The sequence below is a fragment of the Pseudomonas spartinae genome (assembly GCF_965197125.1).
In the GTDB taxonomy this organism is placed as follows: Bacteria; Pseudomonadota; Gammaproteobacteria; order Pseudomonadales; family Pseudomonadaceae; genus Aquipseudomonas; species Aquipseudomonas composti_A.
In genome coordinates this window covers 97,975-119,952 of record NZ_CBDAMB010000014.1, presented here as the reverse complement: position 1 = coordinate 119,952, position 21,978 = coordinate 97,975, and the positions used below count along the sequence as shown (strand labels likewise).

General features: G+C 64.1%; 20 protein-coding genes, 1 pseudogene and 1 riboswitch. Of the genes and pseudogenes, 11 read left to right on the top strand and 10 right to left on the bottom strand.

What is annotated here, in order from left to right:
* From ACN8M7_RS23260 to ACN8M7_RS23250, 3 genes and pseudogenes are all read left to right on the top strand, one after another.
* A pseudogene (locus ACN8M7_RS23260) lies at positions 1–126 on the top strand (IS481 family transposase); the annotation flags it as partial.
* A 78-nt stretch (positions 127–204) separates the two neighbouring features.
* Positions 205–369: riboswitch (yybP-ykoY riboswitch) on the top strand.
* Between the two features lie 5 nt (positions 370–374).
* Positions 375–944: a manganese efflux pump MntP gene (gene mntP, locus ACN8M7_RS23255; protein WP_490262308.1), complete on the top strand. Its 570-nt coding sequence runs from the start codon at positions 375–377 to the stop codon at positions 942–944.
* Positions 945–946: 2 nt separating this feature from the next.
* Positions 947–1,852, top strand: coding sequence for an SMP-30/gluconolactonase/LRE family protein (locus tag ACN8M7_RS23250; RefSeq protein ID WP_490262307.1), 906 nt, complete (start codon positions 947–949; stop codon positions 1,850–1,852).
* A gap of 15 nt (positions 1,853–1,867) precedes the next feature.
* Here ACN8M7_RS23250 and ACN8M7_RS23245 read toward each other — a convergent pair whose 3' ends face one another.
* The 6 genes from ACN8M7_RS23245 to ACN8M7_RS23220 all read right to left on the bottom strand — a co-directional run bounded on the left by ACN8M7_RS23245 (position 1,868) and on the right by ACN8M7_RS23220 (position 9,568).
* Entirely contained in the window at positions 1,868–2,995 is a 1,128-nt protein-coding gene (locus ACN8M7_RS23245) for an NAD(P)/FAD-dependent oxidoreductase (RefSeq protein WP_490262306.1), read from the bottom strand.
* Positions 2,996–3,068: 73 nt separating this feature from the next.
* Positions 3,069–4,517 (bottom strand): ATP-dependent RNA helicase RhlB, encoded by a 1,449-nt coding sequence (gene rhlB, locus ACN8M7_RS23240; protein WP_490262305.1) that lies wholly within the window; start codon positions 4,515–4,517, stop codon positions 3,069–3,071.
* A 110-nt stretch (positions 4,518–4,627) separates the two neighbouring features.
* Positions 4,628–5,791, bottom strand: a complete 1,164-nt coding sequence (locus tag ACN8M7_RS23235) for a dipeptidase (RefSeq protein ID WP_490262304.1) — start codon at positions 5,789–5,791, stop codon at positions 4,628–4,630.
* Between the two features lie 72 nt (positions 5,792–5,863).
* Positions 5,864–6,802, bottom strand: coding sequence for a GGDEF domain-containing protein (locus ACN8M7_RS23230; protein ID WP_490262303.1), 939 nt, complete (start codon positions 6,800–6,802; stop codon positions 5,864–5,866).
* 180 nt (positions 6,803–6,982) lie between these two features.
* On the bottom strand, positions 6,983–8,884 hold the full coding sequence (locus ACN8M7_RS23225; protein ID WP_490262302.1) for an acyl-CoA synthetase: 1,902 nt from the start codon (positions 8,882–8,884) through the stop codon (positions 6,983–6,985).
* Positions 8,885–8,908: 24 nt separating this feature from the next.
* Positions 8,909–9,568, bottom strand: a complete 660-nt coding sequence (locus ACN8M7_RS23220; protein ID WP_490262301.1) for an alpha/beta hydrolase — start codon at positions 9,566–9,568, stop codon at positions 8,909–8,911.
* Between the two features lie 476 nt (positions 9,569–10,044).
* Between ACN8M7_RS23220 and ACN8M7_RS23215 the strand changes: the two genes are divergently transcribed.
* The 4 genes from ACN8M7_RS23215 to ACN8M7_RS23200 all read left to right on the top strand — a co-directional run bounded on the left by ACN8M7_RS23215 (position 10,045) and on the right by ACN8M7_RS23200 (position 14,233).
* Positions 10,045–11,073: an amino acid ABC transporter substrate-binding protein gene (locus ACN8M7_RS23215; RefSeq protein ID WP_061241080.1), complete on the top strand. Its 1,029-nt coding sequence runs from the start codon at positions 10,045–10,047 to the stop codon at positions 11,071–11,073.
* Between the two features lie 97 nt (positions 11,074–11,170).
* Entirely contained in the window at positions 11,171–12,355 is a 1,185-nt protein-coding gene (locus ACN8M7_RS23210) for an amino acid ABC transporter permease (protein ID WP_197432203.1), read from the top strand.
* Positions 12,356–12,364: 9 nt separating this feature from the next.
* Positions 12,365–13,462 (top strand): amino acid ABC transporter permease, encoded by a 1,098-nt coding sequence (locus tag ACN8M7_RS23205; protein WP_061241082.1) that lies wholly within the window; start codon positions 12,365–12,367, stop codon positions 13,460–13,462.
* Positions 13,463–13,471: 9 nt separating this feature from the next.
* Complete coding sequence (locus tag ACN8M7_RS23200) at positions 13,472–14,233, top strand: amino acid ABC transporter ATP-binding protein (RefSeq protein WP_061241083.1); 762 nt, start codon at positions 13,472–13,474, stop codon at positions 14,231–14,233.
* A 50-nt stretch (positions 14,234–14,283) separates the two neighbouring features.
* On the opposite strand, the gene ACN8M7_RS23195 is transcribed toward ACN8M7_RS23200, so the two are convergent.
* Positions 14,284–15,225: a GlxA family transcriptional regulator gene (locus tag ACN8M7_RS23195; protein WP_490262300.1), complete on the bottom strand. Its 942-nt coding sequence runs from the start codon at positions 15,223–15,225 to the stop codon at positions 14,284–14,286.
* 122 nt (positions 15,226–15,347) lie between these two features.
* Here ACN8M7_RS23195 and ACN8M7_RS23190 point away from each other — a divergent pair, with 122 nt between their 5' ends.
* The 4 genes from ACN8M7_RS23190 to ACN8M7_RS23175 all read left to right on the top strand — a co-directional run bounded on the left by ACN8M7_RS23190 (position 15,348) and on the right by ACN8M7_RS23175 (position 17,916).
* A complete protein-coding gene (locus ACN8M7_RS23190; RefSeq protein ID WP_490262299.1) occupies positions 15,348–15,818 on the top strand; it encodes a nuclear transport factor 2 family protein in 471 nt (156 codons plus the stop codon).
* Between the two features lie 100 nt (positions 15,819–15,918).
* Positions 15,919–16,638, top strand: coding sequence for a phosphatidylcholine synthase (gene pcsA, locus ACN8M7_RS23185; protein ID WP_061241086.1), 720 nt, complete (start codon positions 15,919–15,921; stop codon positions 16,636–16,638).
* Positions 16,635–16,916 carry a GIY-YIG nuclease family protein gene (locus tag ACN8M7_RS23180; RefSeq protein WP_061241087.1) on the top strand — a complete coding sequence of 94 codons (282 nt, stop codon included), beginning with the start codon at positions 16,635–16,637 and terminating at the stop codon, positions 16,914–16,916. Before pcsA ends, ACN8M7_RS23180 begins: the two co-directional genes overlap by 4 nt.
* Before the next feature lie 64 nt (positions 16,917–16,980).
* The gene (locus ACN8M7_RS23175; protein WP_490262298.1) at positions 16,981–17,916 is read left to right on the top strand and encodes a glutathione S-transferase family protein; all 936 of its coding nucleotides are present in this window, start codon (positions 16,981–16,983) and stop codon (positions 17,914–17,916) included.
* 311 nt (positions 17,917–18,227) lie between these two features.
* Here ACN8M7_RS23175 and eutC read toward each other — a convergent pair whose 3' ends face one another.
* From eutC to eat, 3 genes are read right to left on the bottom strand one after another with little or no spacing between them, the layout of a single operon-like run.
* The gene (gene eutC, locus ACN8M7_RS23170) at positions 18,228–19,037 is read right to left on the bottom strand and encodes an ethanolamine ammonia-lyase subunit EutC (protein WP_490262297.1); all 810 of its coding nucleotides are present in this window, start codon (positions 19,035–19,037) and stop codon (positions 18,228–18,230) included.
* A 15-nt stretch (positions 19,038–19,052) separates the two neighbouring features.
* On the bottom strand, positions 19,053–20,447 hold the full coding sequence (locus tag ACN8M7_RS23165; protein WP_490262296.1) for an ethanolamine ammonia-lyase subunit EutB: 1,395 nt from the start codon (positions 20,445–20,447) through the stop codon (positions 19,053–19,055).
* A gap of 46 nt (positions 20,448–20,493) precedes the next feature.
* Complete coding sequence (eat, locus tag ACN8M7_RS23160; protein ID WP_061241091.1) at positions 20,494–21,942, bottom strand: ethanolamine permease; 1,449 nt, start codon at positions 21,940–21,942, stop codon at positions 20,494–20,496.
* Positions 21,943–21,978 lie beyond the last annotated feature (36 nt).

The following is a 21,978-nucleotide window of genomic DNA, read 5'->3' as shown; positions in this document are numbered from 1 at the left end:
GCAGCGCACCTGCTGCCCTGGCTGCATCACTACAACTGGCACCGACTGCACGCCAGCCTCGGATACCTGCCCCCGATCAGCAGAGCGCCGCTTCCACTGAACAACGTACTGGGTTTACACAGCTAGCTGGCGCCGTTGACGACCGCTGGGCGGTTGGCTGGCGCCGTCACTTCCTCCTTGGCGAGCCCGGGTTTATCCTGCGCGCCTCTTTGGGGAGTAGCCTGCCGTCGCGTCAGCGTCGGCGCGTTGGTCAACATTCTCGGCAACCTGCCGTGGCCAACGCATCCGCTGGGATTGGTGAGACCAACGACAGTCCTGTGCCAGGTCGGGCGCGCAGTGGCTTGTCGTTGACTCAGGCCCGGCTGGAGTTTCCCTTGAATCCTCTCTCGCTGCTTCTTCTGTCGTTCGCCATGTCGACGGATGCCTTCGCCGCTGCCATCGGCAAGGGCTCGGGTCTGCACAAACCGCGCTTTGCCGAAGCCCTGCGTGCCGGGTTGATCTTCGGCAGCATCGAAGCCATCACGCCGCTGATTGGCTGGCTGATCGGCCAGGCCGCCAGTCGCTTCGTCCTGCAATGGGATCACTGGATCGCCTTCGTGCTGCTGCTCGGGCTCGGCGCGCACATGATCCATGCCGGGCTGAGCGCCGATGACGACGCACCTGAAGACAAACCCTCGCGCCATTCCTTCTGGGTGCTGGCCGTCACCGCCCTGGCCACCAGCATCGATGCCCTGGCAGTCGGCGTGAGCCTGGCGTTCGTCGAGGTGAACATATTGGTCGCAGCACTTTGTATCGGTTTGGCCACCACCCTGATGGTGACATTGGGCATGTTGCTCGGTCGTATGCTGGGCCAACTGGTTGGCAAGCGCGCCGAAATCCTCGGTGGCGTGGTGCTGATGCTGGTGGGCGCGACGATTCTCTACGAACACTTTGCGAGTCTATAAACATGAACATGCCCCTGCGTTTTCTGCGAAACGCACTGCTGGCTGCAGCCTTGCTGGTCTCCGCTGCCCTGACGTTCTTCGCCTGGCAGTATTTCTTTCCGGTACAGGCTGCCAGCGGCTGGTCGTATCGCGTCGCCTACGATGGCGTGCAGAAGGCCGCCGGGCTGGCGCGGGATGCGGGTGGCGGCATCCTGGTCAGCCAGGAGCTGCAGGATGGTCGTGGCAATATCCTGCTGATGCAGCCTGATGGTGATCGTGAAGTGGTGGTCGAAGGCCTGTCCAAACCCGATGGCCTGCTCAGCGCGCGCGGTGGCCTGGTGTTCAGTCAGGAGTCGGGCGACAAGCCGGTCAGCTTCCTGCAGGGCAAGCGGGTCTCCGAGCTGTTCGAGGGCGATCAGGTGCAAGGGCTGTGGGACGACGGTCGTTACCTCTATGCCATCGAGGATCGCAAGGGCAACGGCCGGCTCTGGCGCTACCGCTGGGATGACCGGCAACTGAGCGTGGTGCGCGACAACCTGTCGGAAACCGAGTCGATCACCCGCTGCACGGACGGGCGCATGCTCTACAGCGAAAAGGAAACCGGGGTGATTCGCGAGCTGCGCGAGGATGGTCGCGACCCGGTGGTGATCGAGGGGCTGCGTAACCCGACCTTCATGCTGTGTGACGAACAGGGCCTGTGGATCAGCGAGGACTCGACCCATCGTGCCCGCCTGCTGCTGGTCGATGCCCAGGGCGAGCAGACCACGGTGCTGTCCTTCCTCAAGGCGCCGCAGGCGATCCTGCCGTTGGACGATGGTCGCTACCTGATCGCCGAGGGCGGTCGGGATCGAGTGCTGGAGTTGAGTGTGGTGAAAGCGGCTGGCCGCCTGAAAAAGGCCGAGGGCACCACAGGCCGGCAGGGCGGCTGAAGCCCTGCTGACTGCTCAGCTGCGCAGGCGCAGCGGGCTGAGCAGCGCCTCGCTAAGACCGGCTCTCAGCAGCTCTTCCGGCAGCGGCTGGCGACGGATCAAGGCTGCACAGGCCTGGCCCATGGCGGCGCTGGTCTGAATGCCGTAACCGCCTTGTGCCGCCACCCAGAAGAAATCCTCCGCCTGAGGATCGAAGCCGCCGACCAGATCGCCGTCGGCGACGAAGCTGCGCAGGCCAGCCCAGGTGTGCGCGGGCCGGCGAATCTGCAGTGTGGTGTGGCTTTCGATCTGGTGGATGCCCAGGGCGATGTCCAGCTCCTCGGGCTGCACGTCGTGCGGCGCCACCGGATCGGCATTGGCCGGCGAGCCGAGCAACAGGCCGGCATCGGGTTTGAAGTAGAACGACTCATCCAGGCTGACCAGCGCCGGCCAGTGCTGGCAGTCGATGCCTGCCGGACCGTTGAAGGTGAAGGCGGCACGGCGCTTGGGCTGCAGGCCGATGCCGGGCAGGCCGGCCAGACGCGCGATGTCGTCGCACCAGGCGCCGGCCGCATTGATCAGTACGTCCGCGCGATAGCTCTGCCCGGCGCAATCTACCTGCCAGCCGTCGGCGTGGCGGCTGATCGACAGCACCTCGCGGTTGCAGTGAATCTCCCCGCCTTGCTGGCGGATGCCACGCAGGTAGCCCTGGTGCAGCGCTGCGCTGTCGATATCGGCGGCGCTGGGGTCGAGCAATGCGCCATGCACGAGTTCGCGGCGCAGTACCGGAACCAGCGCGCAGGCCTCGTCAGCGCCGAGCAGGCGAGCCTCTGCCACATGCTCGCGGGCCTGTTCGTACTGGCGTTGCAGTTCGGCGACGTCAGCGTTGAAATCCACCACCAGCTCGCCACGCGGAGTGAGCAGGGCGTGCTCGGCGAAACCGGCGGGAGGGGCGTCGTAGAAGGCACGGCTGGCGGCGGTCAGTGCGCGGACCTGCGGCGTGCCGTAGGCCACCGTATACAGCGCCGCCGAGCGGCCAGTGGCGTGATACCCGGGTTGCGTCTCGCGCTCGAGCAGCAGCGTCCTGCCGTGGCTGGCGAGAAAGTAGCCGGTGGAGGCGCCGGCAATACCGGCGCCGATGATGAGGTAGTCGCAGTGTTGCATGGCGTATCGATCAACTGGGTCAAATGAAAAAGGCGAAGCTGGAGGGCTTCGCCTTTGTTCTGCCTCTGCCGTCTCAGTGCTTGCGCGGCACCGGCTTGAGCAGCTCGTCCGGCGGCATTTCGCACTGGATCTTGCGGCCGATCAGCTCCTCGATGGGCGGCAGGGCGAAGGCGTCGTCCTCACCGGCGAAGCTGATCGAGGTGCCGCTGGTGCCGGCACGACCGGTGCGGCCGATACGGTGCACGTAGTCGTCGGGGTCTTCCGGCAGGGTGAAGTTGATCACGTGGCTGATGGCATCGACGTGGATGCCGCGACCGGCCACGTCGGTGGCGACCATGACGCGGATCTTGCCTTCGCGGAAACGTTCCAGCGCGCGGATACGCTTGTGCTGGGGAATGTCGCCGGACATCTGCACGGCGCTGATGCCGTCACGGGTCAGGCGCTCTTCGATACGCCGTACTTCGTCCTTGCGGTTGGCGAAGACCATTACCCGGGTCCAGTCGTTCTGGCTGATCAGGTTGTACAGCAGCTTGTACTTGTCGCTGGAGGCGACGGCGTAGACGTGCTGTTCGACGGTGTCGCTGGCAACGTTTTCCGGCTCGATCTCGACGATGGCCGGGTTGACCGTCCACTGCTTGGCCAGGTTCATCACGTCTTCGGTGAAGGTGGCGGAGAACAGCAGGGTCTGACGGTCGCCCTTCATCGGCGTCTGGCGGATGATCTGGCGTACCTGCGGGATGAAGCCCATGTCGAGCATGCGGTCGGCTTCGTCCAGCACCATCACTTCGACCATGTCCAGGTGCACTTCGCCGCGCTGGTTGAAGTCCAGCAGGCGCCCCGGCGTGGCCACGAGAATGTCGCAGAAGCGCGATTCCAGCTGCTTGAGCTGTTTGTCGAAGTCCATGCCACCGACGAACTGCATGACGTTGAGGCCGGTGTACTTGGTCAGCTCGGCCGCGTCCTTGGCGATCTGTACCACCAGTTCGCGGGTCGGCGCGATGATCAGCGCGCGCGGTTCACCCATGTAGCGCTCTTTCGGCGCCGGGGTCTGCAGCAGCTGGGTGATGATCGAGATGAGGAAGGCGGCGGTCTTGCCGGTGCCGGTCTGGGCCCGGCCGATGGCGTCCTGACCCTTGAGGGTATAACCCAGCACGCCGGCCTGGATCGGTGTGCAATAGGGGAAACCGAGGTCGTGGATGGCGTGCATCAGCTCGGGTGCGAGCTTGAAGTCATGGAAGCGGGTCTTGCCTTCGGCGGGTTCGACCACGAAGTCTTCCAGTTTCCAGGTGTCCACCGGTTTGGCCGGACGCTCGCGCCGTGGTTTGTCGGCTTTGGGCGAGCGGGGCTGCCGTGGCGCGGGGCTCTCGCCGGCGCTCTCGCTGGCAGTGCGGGCGGGCTTGTTCGTGCGGGGATGCTTGTCTTCGGCGTCACGGCTCTGGGCCGGCGCTGCTACGTGTGACGGCGCTGGTTGTGGCTGCTCGTCTTCGGCTTTGCCGAACATTTTCTTGAGTGCTTTGAGCACGGGCTTCTCATCGATTGGTTAAGGAGTGAACGCTCGCCAGTGTAATGCAAGACGCGAGCGTGGCGAAGTGCTTCGCTCGCGTCTGTCAAGAGCAGGCTGCAACCCGTGCCTCAGTTTTCCGGCAGGCTGGCCAGCAGCAGGCGCTGCACGTTGCCGCCCATGATCGCGGCGATGGCGGCATCGTCGAAGCCGGCGCTTTGCAGCCCTTCGGTGATCTGTGCCAGGCCGGTGACATCGAACGGCGTATGCACGGTGCCGTTGAAGTCCGAGCCCAGGGCCACGTGCTCGACGCCGACCAGGTCCGCCGTGTAGCGGATGGCCTTGACGATGGCGGCGACCGAGGTGTCGCACACCGCAGTGCTCCAGTAGCCGATGCCGATTACCCCGCCGCTGGCGGCGATGGCCCGGATGTGCCTGTCGCTGAGGTTGCGCGTGCCGGCGCAGGTGCCCTCGACGCCCGTGTGCGAGACCAGCACCGGGCGCGTGGCCATGGCCAGCACGTCGTCGATCAGCGGGCGCGAGGCGTGGGCCAGGTCCACCAGCATGGATTTCTCTTCCAGGCGTGCGATCACCTGGCGGCCCAGCGGGGTCAGCCCGCCTTTTTCCAGGCCATGGGCCGAGCCGCCGACCTCGTTATCGAAGAAGTGGGTCAGGCCGGCGATGCGGAAGCCCGCGTCATATAGCACGTCGATGTTTTCCAGCTTGCCTTCGATGGGCTGCAAGCCTTCGGTGGCCAGCAGGCCGGCGACGCGACGCGGATCCTGTTGCCAGGCTTCGATGAAGCGTGCCAGGTCCGCACGGGTGCGGATCAGCACCAGGCGTCCGTCACTGCCGGCGCTAGCGTCCTTGAGCTTCTGCGCCTGGTACAGCGCACGCTGCAGCAGGCTGCTCCAGGTTTCCCGCGGCCAGCGCTGGGCCATGGCCAGCAGGGTGATGTTGTCGCTGTCGGCGCCATTGCTCTCCATGTTCAGCCCGCGCGGCGTCTTGGTCACGGTGGAGAACACCTGCAGGCCGAGGCGACCTTCGAGCATGCGCGGCAGGTCAGAGTGGCCGTAGTCGTAGCGCTTGAGCAGGTCGCGCTCCCAGAGCAGGGCGTCGTCGTGCAGATCGGCGACGAACAGCCCCTGGTGCAGCTTCTGTGCACTGGCGCTGGCGGGGTAGGGCGGCGGGCTGGCGACGCTGTTCATCTGTGCGTCGAGCACTCGGGGCAGGCCCAGAACGGCCAGGGCGGAGAGGGGGACGAGCAGGAGTCCGGCGATCAGCAGTTTGCGCATGAGGAGCCATCCAGGCGTGTTGTTATGCCGGCCACTCTAGCAGGGAATGCGAGGCGCGCTGCGCTTGGACTGTCAACCGCTGAGGCAGTTACGCCCTTGCTGCTTGGCCTGGTACAGCGCGGCATCGGCACGCGCGATCAGGCCCTGCAGGCTGTCCTGATGTTGCATCTGCGCCAGGCCAATGGAGATGGTAACGCCAGGCAGTACGCCGACTGGCGAGTAGAAGGAGGTGATCTGCTCCAGGCTGATGCGCAGGCGTTCACCGATGCTGCGTGCGTCCTCAGCGGCGATCTCCGGCAGCAGAATGACGAATTCCTCGCCACCGAATCGAATCAGGCTGTCCTTGGGGCGTAACTGGCTGCGCAGGGTATGCGCGACCAGACACAGTGCGTAGTCACCCGCGAGGTGGCCGTGCTGGTCGTTGTAAGCCTTGAAATGGTCGACATCCAGCATCAGTAGCGAAATGGGGTCGTCGTTGAAGGCGCAGCGGGTGCTTTCGCGCTCGAACACGTGATCCAGCCAGCGCCGGTTGAAGCAGCCGGTGAGGGTGTCGACGTTGGCATTCTGCTCGCTGTCGAGAATCTGCCGGTTGCCCTGGCGCACGCGTTCGCAGAGCAGTTCCAGCAGGTTCTGCATCATCTGCGGAGAGTGCTGGAACAATGCGACCAGCGACTCGCGATGCAGGCGTAGCACGGTAGAGGGACGTTCGGCCACCACATAGGCGGAAGGGTGTTCGTTGTCGATGAAGCTGATTTCACCGGCGCAGTCGCCGACTTCGAGGGTGCTCACGGGCTGGTTGTCCAGTGAACCCAGGTAGACGCGCAGCTGCCCCTCGATCAGCAGATAGAGGTGCTGGTTGCGGTTGAATGGGGAGAGCAGCACTTCGCCAGCTTCCAGCTCGCAGGCGCGAAATTCCAGCAGCAGCTGATTCAGGCTGCTGGTGGCGACATTCTGAAAGAGTCGCAGGTGCTGAACTTGCTGCAGGTCTGCCTGCCAGTGCGCCGGTTTCATCGCGATCTCGTCGGGCCTGGCCGAGCGAATAGGCCTGAGGGCACCGTCAACGCTCCCTGTCGTGTCTACGGATGGTTTTAGACAGTATTCCCGGCACTCGGGCGTGGCAAAGCTCGGCCGACCAGCGGTTGCACTAATGTACGAGGTTGTTAACTGGCGCGCGTCCCTGCGCGTTTTCAGTCACGGCATGAAGTGGATGCGATGGCCCACCGCGTAGCCGGCCAGGCGCTCGCCAATGGCGGCTGCCAATGTCTGATCCTGAGTTGGCAGGTAGATGTGGGCCAGCTGCCCGGCCTTGTCGTCACTCAGCACCTCGACCGTGGCAGCCGGATGCAGCTCGGCCACAGCCGCCTGGTAAACCCGGGCGATGGCATCGAAACGCAGCGCCGGTTTGAAGGTCTTGCCCACTGCTGTCAGCGGAATTGCCTCGATGATCCAGGCGTCCTTGGGTATGGCAGCGCGTTCGGGGATATGGGCAGCGGCATGCGCCAGCAGATCGGCCTCGCTGGCTTGCGCGTCGGGTTTGAGCTGGACGTAGACCACGGGTAGTTCGCCGGCCTTCTCGTCGGGCTTGCCGACCGCGGCAGCCATGGCCACTGCCGGGTGCTTGTGCAGCGCCTCCTCGATCATCTGCGGGTCGATGTTGTGTCCGCCACGGATGATCAGGTCCTTGCTGCGGCCGGTCAGCCAGATGTAGCCGTCGGTATCGACGCGGCCGAGATCGCCGGTATTGAACCAGTCGCCATCGACCCAGATGCCGGCGTTCTTGCTCGCCGGCAGATAGCCCTTGAACACCGTGGCACCGCGAATGCACAGGTTGCCGATCTCGTTGGGCGCCGCTTCGCGCAGGTATTGTCCCTGCTCGTCGAGTACCTTGATGCGCACTTCGCAGTAGGGCATGGGCAGGCCGATGGAGCCCGGCCGGCGTTCACCTGCCGGCGGGTTGGCGCAACTGCCGCAGGTGCCCTCGGTCAGGCCGTAGCCCTCGATCAGGGTCAGACCGGTCTTGGCCTCGAACTGGCGAATCAGCTCCACCGGCATCGGCGCGGCGCCACACAGGGCGTACTTCAGCGAGGACAGGTCGTGGCCTTCGCTGGGTATCTGCAGCAGGCCGGCATAGATGGTCGGCACGCCGCTGAAGAAACTGACCTTATGGCGTTCGATGACCTTCCAGAAATGGCCGATCAAGCTGGTGTTGCGATAGCCCTGCGGGGTGGCCAGCAGCACTTCAGCGCCGCCGATGAAGGCCGCCAGACCGGTGACGATGACGCCGTTGACGTGGAACAGTGGCAGACCGCAGAGCGTCACGTCGCCGACGCCGAAGCGGGTGACCAGGTTCATGCTGTAGGCCATTGCCACTTCGTTGCCGTGGCTGTGCGGCGCCAGTTTCGGCGTGCCGGTGGTGCCGCCGGTATGAAAATAGCTGGCGATGTCGTCGGCAGCGATCACGCGGCCACTTTCCAGGTGATCCGCCGGGCAGGCGGCGATGGTCTCGTCGAAATCCAGCACGCCTTCGGGCAATGGGCCGCGCTGCGCCTTGATCGCGCTGCGTTGCAGCTCGGGCAGCAAGTTGGCCATGTCCACGCAGAGAATCGCCTTGAGTGCCGGCAAGCGATCGCGCAGGGCGTCGACCTTGTCCCACAGCTCGGTGCCGGGGAAGGGCGCCAGGGTCACCAGCAACTCGGAGTCCGAGGCGTGGATCAGCTCGGCGATGTGCTCGGGTTCGAGCAACGGGTTGATCGCGTTGACGATGCCGGCCGCCTCGCCACCCCAGATGGTGTAGTGGGTCTGCGGCAGATTGGGCAGCAGGAACGAAACCGCCTTGCCCGGGCGCAGACCCAGGCGATGAAAGGCATTGGCCGTCTGCGTGATCTTGCCGAGCAACTCGGCGTAGGTCAGACGCAGCGGCGTTTCTTCGGCCGTGCCTTGCAGGATGAACGAGAGTGCCGGTGCATCGGGATTGGCCTGCGCCGTGCGGCGGATCAGCTCAAAGGTGCTTTCGGGCAGGCCACGATCGCTCAGCGGGGTGCTCTCGATCTTCTCGATGTCCTGCAGGGTACGAATCAGGGGCGCTGTGCTCATTTATCGTGCGTCTCTTCGGTTCGGTCAGTCGGTCAGTAGCTGGCCCAGCCATTCGGCGATGTCGCGAATCTCCTCCGGCAGCACTTCGTGTGCCATCGGATAGTCACGCCATTGCACCGGTACTCCACAGGCGTGCAGGCGGTCATATGCGGCGCGGCCCATGTCGGGGGTCACCACGTCGTCGAATCTGCCATGCAAACACAGCGCCGGCAGTTGTCTTTTTGTATCCGCCAGTGGCATTTCAGCGCTGAAAGTCGGCGCGTAGGTCGAGAGTGCCAGTACGCCGCCCAGGGGCTCCTGATAGCGCAGAAAGGCAGTGTGTAGCACCACCGCGCCGCCTTGGGAGAAGCCTGCGAGGATGATGCGCTCGGGGGCGATGGCGCTTGCGAGCTCGGCCTCGATCAGGGCGATGACCTGATCGGCCGACTCCTCCATCTGCGCCTGATCGATGGCGCGCGCCGGAGTCATGGCGAGGATGTCGTACCAGCTCGGCATGCTCCAGCCGCCATTGATGGTCACCGGGCGGGTGGGCGCCTGCGGCAGGATGAAGCGCGTACTGGGCAAGCGCTCCTGCAGCATCTCGGCGACTGGAAGGAAATCGTAGCGGTCAGCACCCAGCCCATGCAGCCAGATCACGCTGGCGTCTGCTGGTTGTGGGGGCTGCAAAATCATGGGTGCGGTCATTGGTAGCTCCAGTGTGGTGCGGGCGCCTTAATTTAGGGCGGCGCCTTGCGCGAGGCTTGGCTAATCTGTGAAGAAGTTGTCGCACGGGTGCAACTTTTGCTCTTGACCCTTGCATATCCGGCCATTTGCCATGTGCTGGTACGAGGCTTGCTATGGCTCATATGAACTGACGACGTGGTGCGCTAACGGTAACACTGTGCCATCGCGCACCGCTCAACAGGCAGGAATCTGCTGTGTGGGGTTCCTAATAGACCGTCGGGGCGCTGATCGCCCAGACGGATGACGATCCGTCTCAGGCCCGTTCAACCAATGGGCTGGGTAGGAGCGGTTGGCCAGCAGAGGGTTAAGCCGACTAGACTCCCACCTGACGTTCGAACTTCTCGTCGATGCCGTTGCTGCCAGCGGATCGCGTGCCTCAAAAGGGTGGGGAAGCAGGACTGAGACTCCAACACAACAAGAGCAACTGGAGGTTTTTGATGAAGATGGTGAAATCCACCCTGGCTGTGCTGACCACCGCAGCTGTGCTCGGTGTCAGTGGCTTTGCTCAGGCAGGCGCCACTCTGGATGCAGTGCAGAAGAAAGGCTTCGTGCAGTGCGGTATCAGCGACGGTCTGCCTGGCTTCTCCTACGCCGATGAAAAAGGTAACTACCTGGGTCTGGACGTCGACGTCTGCCGCGCTGTTGCAGCTGCGGTCTTCGGTGACGCCACCAAGGTCAAGTACAGCCCGCTGACCGCCAAGGAGCGCTTCACCGCGCTGCAGTCCGGCGAAGTCGACATCCTGTCGCGCAACACCACCTGGACCAGCTCGCGTGACTCGGCGCTGGGCCTGAACTTCACCGGTACCAACTACTACGACGGTCAGGGTTTCTTGGTGAACAAGAAGCTGGGCGTTTCCAGTGCCAAGGAGCTGGACGGGGCTACCGTCTGCATCCAGGCCGGTACCACCACCGAACTGAACCTCTCCGACTACTTCCGTGCCAACGGCATGAAGTACACCCCCATTACTTACGATACCTCTGACGAAAGCGCCAAGTCGGTCGAAGCCGGTCGTTGCGACGTGCTGACCTCCGACCAGTCGCAGCTGTACGCACAGCGCATCAAGCTGGCCAATCCGGACGAGTACGTAGTACTGCCGGAAGTCATCTCCAAGGAGCCGCTGGGCCCGGTCGTACGCCAGGGTGACGAAGAGTGGTTCGACATCGTGCGCTGGACCCTGTTCGCCATGCTCAACGCCGAAGAACTGGGCGTGACCTCGGCCAACGTCGAAGAAACCGCCAAAACCACCAAGAACCCGGATGTCGCCCGTCTGCTGGGCGCTGAAGGTGAGTTCGGCAAAGACCTCAAACTGCCGAAAGACTGGGTCGTGCAGATCGTCAAGCAGGTCGGTAACTACGGCGAGTCTTTCGACCGCAACGTAGGCGCCGGCAGCGAACTGAAGATCGAGCGTGGTCTCAACGCCCTTTGGAACAAGGGTGGTCTGCAGTACGCACCGCCGGTGCGTTGACCGTCCACAGCGGCAGGCCTAGTGCCTGCCGCTGTCGTTTCCGATTTAGTGAACTCCGGCTGGCTTGCGTGCGGCCGGGGCTTCCGTGAGGGTTGTCATGCAAACGACTGCTAATGCCCCGCGCCCGCGAGGATCGCTTCTGAACGATCCGCAGGTGCGCGCCTGGGCTTTCCAGATTATTGCCGTTGCTGCCGTTGTGGCGCTCGGCTGGTTTCTCTTCCAGAACACCCAGGCCAACCTGGAGAAGCGCGGAATCATTTCCGGCTTCGCGTTCCTCAATAACAGTGCCGGGTTCGGTATCGCCCAGCATCTGATCGACTACACGGAAAGCGACAGTTACGGTCGCGTTTTTCTGATCGGCCTGCTCAATACCTTGCTGGTGTCCTTCATCGGCATCGTGCTGGCTTCGATCCTCGGATTTCTGCTGGGGGTGGCGCGGCTATCGCCGAACTGGCTGATCAGCAAGCTGGCCACCGTCTATATCGAGATCTTCCGCAACATTCCGCCGTTGCTGCAGATCCTGTTCTGGTACTTCGCGGTCTTTCTCGCGCTTCCGGGGCCTCGGCAAAGCCTCGAACTCGGGGACACCTTCTTCCTCAACAGTCGCGGTCTGTACATGCCGTCGCCGGGGCCCTCGGAGAGCTTCGGTGTGTTCGCCGTGGCCGTGCTGGCGACCATCGTCGGCATCATCGCCCTCGGGCGCTGGGCCAAAAAGCGCCGTGAGGCGACGGGCCAGATCTTCCCTCTGCTGTGGACATCGCTGGCGCTGATCGTGGTGATTCCCGGTCTGACTGCGCTCGTTGCGGGCAATCCGCTGCAGTGGAGCGTACCTGCGCTGACCGGTTTCAACTTCCGTGGCGGCTGGGTGATGATTCCCGAGCTGATGGCTCTGACCCTGGCGCTGACCATCTACACCGCAGCCTTCATCGCCGAGAACGTGCGCTCCGGGATCATGGCGGTCAGCCATGGCCAGACCGAGGCTGCGCGTTCGCTGGGGCTGCGCCCGGGCGTCACCCTGCGCCTGGTGATCATTCCGCAGGCGCTGAGGGTGATCATCCCGCCGCTGACCAGCCAGTATCTCAACCTGGCGAAGAACTCCTCGCTGGCGGCCGGTATCGGTTACCCGGACATGGTGTCGCTGTTCGCCGGCACCGTACTCAACCAGACCGGCCAGGCCATCGAGGTGATCGCCATCACCATGAGCGTGTACCTGGCAATCAGTATCAGCATTTCCCTGCTGATGAACTGGTACAACAAGCGCATCGCGCTGACTGAGCGGTAAGGAGCAGCCATGCAGACTCATACATTCAAACCGGACCTGCCACCGCCGCGCATGAGTGTCGGCGCAGTAGGTTGGCTCAAGGCCAACCTGTTCTCCAACTGGTTCAACACCCTGCTGACATTGTTGGCCGCCTACCTGATCTGGCTGATTGTGCCGCCGCTCTTGCAGTGGGCCTTCATCGACGCCAACTGGGTAGGCAGTACCCGTGCCGATTGCACCCAGTCAGGCGCCTGCTGGGTGTTCATTCAGCAGCGCTTCGGCCAGTTCATGTACGGCTTCTACCCCAGCGAACTGCGCTGGCGCGTAGATGCCACCCTTTGGCTGGCCGTCGTCGGTGCTGCGCCGTTGTTCGTGCCACAGATGCCGCGCAAGGCCTTTTACGGCCTGGCGCTGCTGGTGATCTACCCGGTCATCGCCTGGTGTCTGCTGCACGGTGGCGTGTTCGGCCTGAGCGTGGTGTCCACCAGTCAGTGGGGCGGCCTGATGCTGACCCTGGTGATCGCCTACGTGGGGATCACCGGTGCTCTGCCGCTGGGCATTTTGCTGGCGCTGGGGCGACGCTCCAACCTGCCGGCGATCAAGGTCATCTGCGTCACCTTCATCGAGTTCTGGCGCGGTGTGCCGTTGATCACCGTGCTGTTCATGTCCTCGGTGATGTTGCCGTTGTTCCTGCCCGAAGGCATGCATTTCGACAAGCTGATGCGCGCGCTGATCGGGGTGATCCTGTTCCAGTCCGCCTATATCGCTGAAACCGTGCGTGGTGGCCTGCAGGCGATTCCCAAAGGTCAGTACGAAGCGGCTGCGGCCATGGGCCTTGGCTACTGGCGGATGATGGGCCTGGTGATTCTGCCGCAGGCGCTCAAGCTGGTCATCCCCGGCATCGTCAACGTCTTCATCGCCCTGTTCAAGGACACCAGTCTGGTGATCATCATCGGCCTGTTCGATCTGCTCAACAGCATCAAGCAGGCGACCACCGACCCGGCGTGGCTGGGCATGGCCACCGAAGGCTACGTGTTCGCCGCCCTGATCTTCTGGATTTTCTGTTTCGGCATGTCCCGCTATTCGCTCCATCTCGAGCGGAAGCTGGATACCGGCCACAAGCGTTAGGAGTGAGTCATGAGTGAAGCAATCAAACAACCCAGCGCTGAGCCGATGATCCTGCTGCAGGGTGTGAACAAGTGGTACGGGCAGTTCCATGTGCTCAAGGACATCAACCTCAGCGTGCAGCCGGGTGAGCGTATCGTGCTGTGCGGGCCGTCCGGCTCGGGCAAGTCCACCACCATTCGCTGCATCAATCGCCTGGAAGAACATCAGCAGGGCCGCATCGTCGTCGATGGCACCGAGCTGACCAGCGACCTCAAGCACATTGAGGCGATTCGCCGCGAAGTGGGCATGGTGTTCCAGCACTTCAACCTGTTCCCGCACCTGACCGTGCTGCAGAACTGCACGCTGGCGCCGATGTGGGTGCGCAAGATGCCCAAGCGCCAGGCCGAGGAAATCGCCATGCACTTTCTCGAGCGCGTGCGTATTCCCGAGCAGGCGGGCAAGTTTCCGGGGCAGCTCTCCGGTGGTCAGCAGCAGCGCGTGGCGATTGCCCGGGCGCTGTGCATGAAGCCGAAGATCATGCTGTTCGACGAGCCGACCTCGGCCCTCGACCCGGAGATGGTGAAAGAGGTTCTCGACACCATGATCGGCCTGGCCGAAGACGGCATGACCATGCTCTGCGTGACTCACGAAATGGGCTTCGCCCGTACCGTGGCCAACCGGGTGATCTTCATGGACAAGGGCGAGATCGTCGAGCAGGCCGAGCCCAATGCCTTTTTCACCAACCCGCAGAACGAGCGCACCAAGCTGTTCCTCAGCCAGATCCTGCACTGAGTCGGTACCGCACCCTGGATCAGGGAGCCTTCGGGCTCCCTTTTTCGTTTCTAGCCACGGCGCATGCGCTTGCGGAAGGCGCCGGGCGTTTCCCCGCACAGTTGCTTGAAGCGCTTGGCGAAGCTCGCGCGGTCGGCGAACCCGACCTGGCCGGCGATCTGCTCCAGCGATTGCGCCGAATCGGCCAGTGCCTGCTGCGCCAGGCTGATGCGCAGGCGCAGCAGATAATCGCCAGGGGTCAGCCCGGTCGCCTGTTTGAAGCGGCGCAGCAAGGTGCGCACCGAACAGTGGGCTTGCTGCGCCAACCGGTTGAGATCGATCGCTTCGGCATGATGTTCGCGTAGCCAGCTCAGCAATGGAGCCAGGGTTATATCTTCGCTGCTCGGCAGCAGCGGCGCGAAGCGGGTCTGCGTGCCGCGCTGACGTTCGATCACCATGGCGCCGGCGACCTGCTGCGCCAGCCATTCGCCGGCATGCCGGGCGATCAGGTGCAGGCACAGGTCGAGCCCGGCCTGGGCGCCACCGGAGCAGAACAGCAGGCCATCTTCGGTCAGCAGCAGGTCGCTGCGCAGTTTCACCTGGGGGAAGTGGCGGGCGAACGCCTCGGCCAGCGCCCAGTGGGTGGTGGCGTGGCGACCATCGAGCAAACCGGCAGCGGCCAGCAGGAAGGCGCTACTGCACAGACTCGCCACCTGCTGCCGGTTACGCCGGGCCAGCCACGGCAGAAGCCTGGCGTTGCTGTCCAGGGTGCGGGCAATGGCGCTGCCCGTTGCAGGCACTATCAGCAGGTCGGCCTGTTCGGCCAACGGCAGGCCACCATCGACCTGAATCTGCGCGAACTCCAACTGCACGGGCTGGCCGTCGAGGCTGAAACGCAGCAGCTCGAAATGTGGCGTACCGGCCAGACGATTGGCCAGGCTGAAGGCGTCCTGGGCCATGCTCAGGCTGGAACAGACGGTTTGCGGGCAGACGTACAAGGCGATGCGCAGCATGACCATGAGCTCGAATGGGGTTGGCGATTATTGACACAAAGTCGTCTTTATAGCCAATCGCCGCATGCTCCTCCTGCGCCCAGACTAGGCTGCATTCACCAACGAGCACGCAGGAGCGAGCCATGAGCCACCCCAACGCCGAGTTGATCCAGCGCTTCTACAGCGCCTTCCAGGCGCTCGATGCCGAAACCATGGCAGCTTGCTACGCCGAGGACGTGCATTTCTCCGATCCGGTTTTCATCGGCCTGCGCGGTGCTGAGGCGAGCGATATGTGGCGCATGCTCTGCAGCCGAGCCGAAGGCTTCTCGCTGACCTTCGACTCGGTACACGCCGATGACCATGCCGGCAGTGCCCGCTGGGTCGCCCGCTACCGGTTCAGCGCCACCGGTCGTCAGGTGGTTAACACTATCCAGGCGCGCTTCGTGTTTCGCGACGGGCTGATCGTCGAGCATCGCGATCATTTCGATCTCTGGCGTTGGGCCCGTCAGGCGCTGGGTGGCAAAGGGCTGCTGCTGGGCTGGGCACCACCGGTTCAGGCTGCCATTCGTCGACAAGCGGCACGCGGTCTGGCCCAGTTTCGCGGTACTCGCTGAGGCGTGTGAAGGAACGCAGTGGTAGGCTAGCCGGTCTTAGCCTTCAATAAGAGAGTTCGCACATGGGGTGCGGCCTCTCCACTGCCAATCGAGACCTGCCGTGACCGAACTGATCGTAGCCGTAAAACAGGCCAAGGCCTGGGGGGTGCATGCCGTCACTGCCAGTGGGGTGATTCTCGCCCTGCTGGCACTGCTTGCCGTGCTCGACGGCCAGCCCAAACAATGCCTGATGTGGCTGGGGCTGGCGCTGCTGGTCGACGGGCTCGATGGTTCGCTGGCGCGACGTTACGACGTCAAGGGCGTGCTGCCGCACTTTGACGGCTCGACCCTGGACCTGGTGATCGACTACCTGACTTACGTGTTCATCCCGGCGATCTTCCTCTATCGCTTCATCCCGCTCCCTGACTACACCCCCTTGTTTGCCGTAGGGCTGATTCTGCTGTCGTCGCTGTTCTGCTTCTGCAACCTGAACATGAAGAGCAAGGACAACTACTTCGTCGGCTTCCCGGCGGCCTGGAACGTGGTGGTGTTGTACTTCTACATTCTTGACGTACACCCCTGGGTCACTCTCGGCATGATCGTGCTGCTGGCTGCTCTGACCCTGACCAAGATGAAGTTTCTGCATCCCTTCCGCGTACGCCAGTTCATGCCGCTGAACATCGTCGTGACCTTCGTCTGGATGCTCTCCAGCGCGCTGCTGATTGTGCAGTACCCGCACAATTCGATGTGGGTACTGGGCCTGTGGTTCGCCGCCTCGGCCTATTTCGTCGGCATGTGCCTGTGGCGCTCGGCGCGTGAGTGGTTTCCGGCACGCGGATGACGGCGGCACTGGAAAAGCCCTGGTTCGTCTACCTGGTGCGTGCCGCCAACGGCGCCCTCTACTGCGGTATCAGCGATGACCCGCAGCGACGCTTCGCCCAGCACCAGAGTGGCAAGGGCGCGCGTTTCTTTCATACCAGCCCGGCGCTGGCGCTGGCCTACGTTGAGGCCTGTGCCGGAAAGGGCGATGCCCTGCGCCGCGAACGGGCGATCAAGCGCCTGAGCAAAAGTGCCAAAGAGGCGCTCATTCTGGCCGTTGATGGCGATTCATCAGCCTGAGGCGGTGTGCGTGCGTGGGCGGCAGGGGTAAGCTGGACGCTTTCGAACTGACGCGGAGCGCGCCATGCACGAGCTGATTCTTCACCATTACCCGACCTCTCCATTTGCCGAGAAGGCTCGTTTGCTGCTGGGCTTCAAGCAACTGTCCTGGCGCTCGGTGATGATCCCGCCTGTGATGCCCAAGCCGGATCTGACCGCGCTGACCGGTGGCTACCGCAAGACGCCGGTGTTGCAGGTCGGTGCCGACATCTACTGCGACACCGCACTGATCGCCCGCCGTCTGGAAGCGGAGAAGAGCACGCCGCCGCTGTTCCCGGAAGGGCAGGGCTTCAATGTCGCGACCCTCGCCCAGTGGGCCGATTCGGTGCTGTTCCAGCATACGGTGTCGCTGGTGTTTGCCCCCGAGTCCATGGCCGTGCGCTTTGCCAAGGTGCCGCCGGAGTTCGCCAAGGCTTTCGCGGCCGATCGTGCGGCCCTGTTTTCGGGCGGTACGGCCAGCCGTCTGCCGTTGGAGCAAGCGCGTCACCAGTGGCCGGCGCTGATGGGGCGCCTGCAGCAGCAACTGCAGCAGGGCGGTGGTGACTTCCTGTTTGGCGAGCCCTCGATTGCCGACTTCGCCGTCGCGCATCCGCTGTGGTTCCTGCGCGGTACGCCGGTCACGGCAGCGCTGGTGGACGAGTACCCGGACGTAGCGGCCTGGTTGGCCCGGGTGCTGGGCTTTGGCCATGGCGCGCTCAGCGAGATGAGCGGCGAGCAGGCCATTGCCGTGGCGCGCGAAGCGACGCCGGCGGCGCTGCCCGATGAGGTATTCAACGAACCCAATGGCTTCAGCGCCGGTCAGCGCGTGACCATCGCGGCGGTCGACTATGGCGTCGACCCGGTGGCAGGCGAGTTGGTGTTCGCTGGGCGCGAGGAGCTGATTCTGCGCCGCGAAGACGAGCGTGCCGGCACCGTGCACGTGCACTTCCCGCGTTGGGGCTTTCGTATCGAGGCCTGCTGATCGTTCGTAAAGATCGCGGCTAAAGCCCCTCCCACAAAAGCTGTTTTCACAGCACTCAGCTAACAGGTTGATGACCTGTGGGAGGGGCTTTAGCCGCGACAGAGGCGGTTGGGGCGGCGGATGAAGCGTCGCCTATCCTGCGATGGCTCAGCGCTGATCCGGCAGCAGTAATCCGTAGCCCGGATGCAATCCGTGGATGCTGTGCCAGGGATTCCCGGAGTGCATCCGGGCTACGTGGGGGGCCAGTGCGTAGGGTGGATGACGCTTTTTTCATCCACCCAGGCGCGTACCGTAGGCGCTGACCAACCGTCTCAACGCTTGTCCGGCAACAGGAAATTGCCCGGCCCGGCGTTGTCCAGCGTCGGCACTTCGGCTTCGTCCTTGAGGTCGACGCCGGACAGTTGCCGGCGGCAGGCCTCACGCATCAGGTACATCAGGCGGAAGGTGGCCATGCCATAGCTCAGGCCCTCCAGACGCACGTTGGAGATGCAGTTGCGGTAGGCATCGTTGAGGCCGACCTTCGGCCCATAGGTGAAGTACAGGCCGAGGCTGTCCGGCGAGCTGAGGCCAGGACGTTCGCCAATCAGGATCACCGTCATCTTCGCCCCCAGGCGTTGCCCCACTTCATCGGCCACCGCCACCCGTCCCTGTTCCACCAGGGTGATGGGGGCCAGCGACCAGCCTTCTGCCTGCACCTGCTCCAGCAGGCGTTCGAGAAAGGGCAGGCTGTGCTTTTGTACGGCCAGGGATGACAGGCCGTCGGCGATGACGATGGCCAGGTCGTAGCCCCGGCCGTGCTCTTCGGCGTATTCGTCGAGCAGTTGCGCGGCATCTTCATGCAGGCGCCGGCCCAGATCCGGGCGTTGCAGGTAGGTGTGGCGGTCGGCGGCGGCGCTGTGCAGCAGCAGGGTCGGCAATTGACGCTCGTACAGCGCCTCGCGCAGGGCCGCGTGGTCGAACGGCAGGTGTACGGCGTCACGCGCCTGGGCGTGGGCGAACTGGAAGTCCAGTTGCGCGGCGGTCGGCAGGCTGGTGCCGGCCCGACCCAGGGCAATGCGCGCCGGTGTCAGCTGGCGCAGTTGCTGCCAGGGGTTTTCGGTAGCGGGGGACTTTTCGCTCATGACAACCTCGAATGATCAGGCCAACTGGGCCAGAGCCTGGCGAAATGCCGGTGGCAGTTCCTTGCCCATGCGCAGCTGTCCGCCCTGTTGCTGGAAGATGCCCATGCGCGCCAGCCAGGCCTCGAACTCGGGCGCAGCGTGCAGGCCGAGCACCTTGCGCGCGTAGAGCGCGTCATGGAACGAGGTGGTCTGGTAGTTGAGCATCACGTCGTCGGAGCCGGGAATGCCCATGATGAAGTTGATGCCGGCGGCGCCGAGCAGGGTCAGCAGCATGTCCATGTCGTCCTGGTCGGCCTCGGCATGGTTGGTGTAGCAGATGTCGCAGCCCATCGGCACGCCGAGCAGCTTGCCGCAGAAGTGATCCTCCAGCCCGGCGCGGATGATCTGCTTGCCGTTGTACAGGTACTCCGGGCCGATGAAGCCGACCACGGTATTGACCAGAAACGGGTTGAAACGGCGGGCCACGGCATAGGCGCGGGTCTCGCAGGTCTGCTGGTCGACGCCATGGTTGGCGTTGGCCGACAGCGCGCTGCCCTGGCCGGTCTCGAAGTACATCAGGTTGTTGCCGAGGGTGCCGCGCTTGAGGCTCAGACCGGCCTCGTAGCCTTCCTGCAGCACCTTGAGGCTGACACCGAAGCTGGCGTTGGCCGCCTCGGTGCCGGCAATGGACTGGAACACCAGATCCAGCGGCGCGCCGCGTTCGATGGCGGCGATCGAGCTGGTGACGTGAGTCAGCACGCAGGACTGGGTGGGAATCTCGTAGCGCTGGATGACGGCGTCGAGCATCTCCAGCAGGGTGCACACCGCGCTCATGCTGTCGGTGGCCGGGTTGATGCCAATCATGGCATCGCCGTTGCCATAGAGCAGGCCGTCGACCACGCTGGCAGCGATGCCGGCCGGGTCGTCGGTCGGGTGGTTGGGCTGCAGGCGGGTGGACATGCGTCCGCGCAGGCCCTGGGTGTTGCGAAAACGGGTGACCACGCGGGTCTTCTGCGCCACCAGCACCAGGTCCTGAATGCGCATGATCTTCGACACCGCCGCGACCATCTCCGGTGTCAGGCCGGGGGCCAGCGCCGTGAGGTTGGCTTCGTCGGCGACATCACTGAGCAGCCAGTCGCGAAATCCGCCCACCGTGAGGTGGCTGACCGGGGCGAAGGCCTGGACGTCATGGCTGTCGATGATCAGGCGGGTGACTTCGTCGCTCTCGTAGGGGATCAGCGCTTCCTGCAAGAAGTGCTTGAGCGGCACCTCGGCCAGGGTCATCTGCGCGGCCGCCCGCTCGGCGTCGCTGCTGGCGGCAACCCCGGCCAGGTAGTCGCCGGAGCGCGCCGGGGTGGCCTTGGCCATCAGCTCGCGCAGGCTGTCGAAGCGCCAGGTCATGTTGCCGATGCTGTGGGTGAAACTTGCCATGTCGTTCCTCCTGTCGCGGTCGCCGCAAGGCGACCGCTTGGGTATTTCAGCGCAGGGAGCGTTCGGCGGCCTGGATGGCGGCGAACTCTTCCTCCGGTGTGCCGGACACCAGGTGGTGGCGGCTGTACAAGGCGAAATAGGCAATGAACAGAGCGTAGATGAGCGCAGCGCCGATCACGACCCGTGGGTCGACCAGGAAACCCGCGACCAGTGCCACCGCCGCCAGCACCAGCGCCACCGAGGAGGTCAGTACACCACCGGGCGTGCGGTACGGTCGCGGCATGTCCGGGCGACGGATACGCAGGGTCACGTGGGCGGCCATCATCATCACGTAGGAGATGGTCGCACCGAACACCGCCACCAGAATCAGCAGGTCGCCCTGGCCGCTCAAGGACAAGCCAAAGCCGATAATCCCAGGCACGATCAGTGCCAACACCGGCGCCTTGTTGCGGTTGGTCAGCGACAGGCTGCGTGGCAGGTAGCCGGCGCGCGACAGGGCGAAGATCTGCCGCGAATAGGCGTAGATGATCGAGAAGAAGCTGGCGATCAGCCCGGCCAGACCGACCAGGTTGACGAACTGGCTCATCCAGGTGGATCCGCCGTAGACCTTTTCCAGTGCCTCGACCAGCGGGTTGCCCGAGGCCATCAGCGCCTGGGCACCGGCGCCGCCCGGACCGACCAGCAGAATCAGCCCGGCGAAGGCCAGCAGCACCAGCATGGCGCCGATCAGGCCGCGGGGCAGGTCACGCTTGGGATTCTTGGTTTCCTCGGCGGCCAGCGGCACGCCTTCGACCGCCAGGAAGAACCAGATGGCGTAGGGCAGGGCGGCCCAGATGCCGAGGTAGCCGAACGGCAGGAAGGCACTGGCGCCGGTGGCTTCGCTGGCGGGAATGTCGAACAGGTTGGCGGCGTCGAAGTGCGGCACCATCGCAACGATGAACACGCCCAGGGCGATGGCCGCCACGGCGGTGATGACGAACATCAGCTTCAGCGCCTCGCCGGCACCGAGGATGTGGATGCTGATGAACACCACGTAGAAGATCAGGTAGATGACCCAGCCACCGATGCCGAACAGCGACTCGCAGTAGGCGCCGATGAAGCAGGCGATGGCTGCCGGGGCGATGGCGTACTCGATGAGGATCGCCGTGCCGGTGAGGAAGCCGCCCCAGGGGCCGAAGGCGGTGCGGGTGAAACCGTAGCCGCCGCCGGCGGTGGGGATCATCGAAGACAGTTCGGCCAGCGAGAAGCACATGCACAGATACATGGTGGCCATCAGCAGCGTGGCGACGAACATGCCGCCCCAGCCGCCCTGGGCCAGGCCGAAGTTCCAGCCGGCGTAGTCGCCGGAAATCACGTAGGCCACGCCGAGGCCGATCAGCAGGATCCAGCCGGCGGCGCCTTGCTTCAACTGGCGGTTGGCGAAGTAGTCGGCGCTGACCGCTTCCGTTTCCACACCGCCTGCCGAGGCCTGCGTGGTGAGGGTTTCTTTGCTCATGGGGAAAACTCCTTCACACCCCGTGGCCTGGCCACG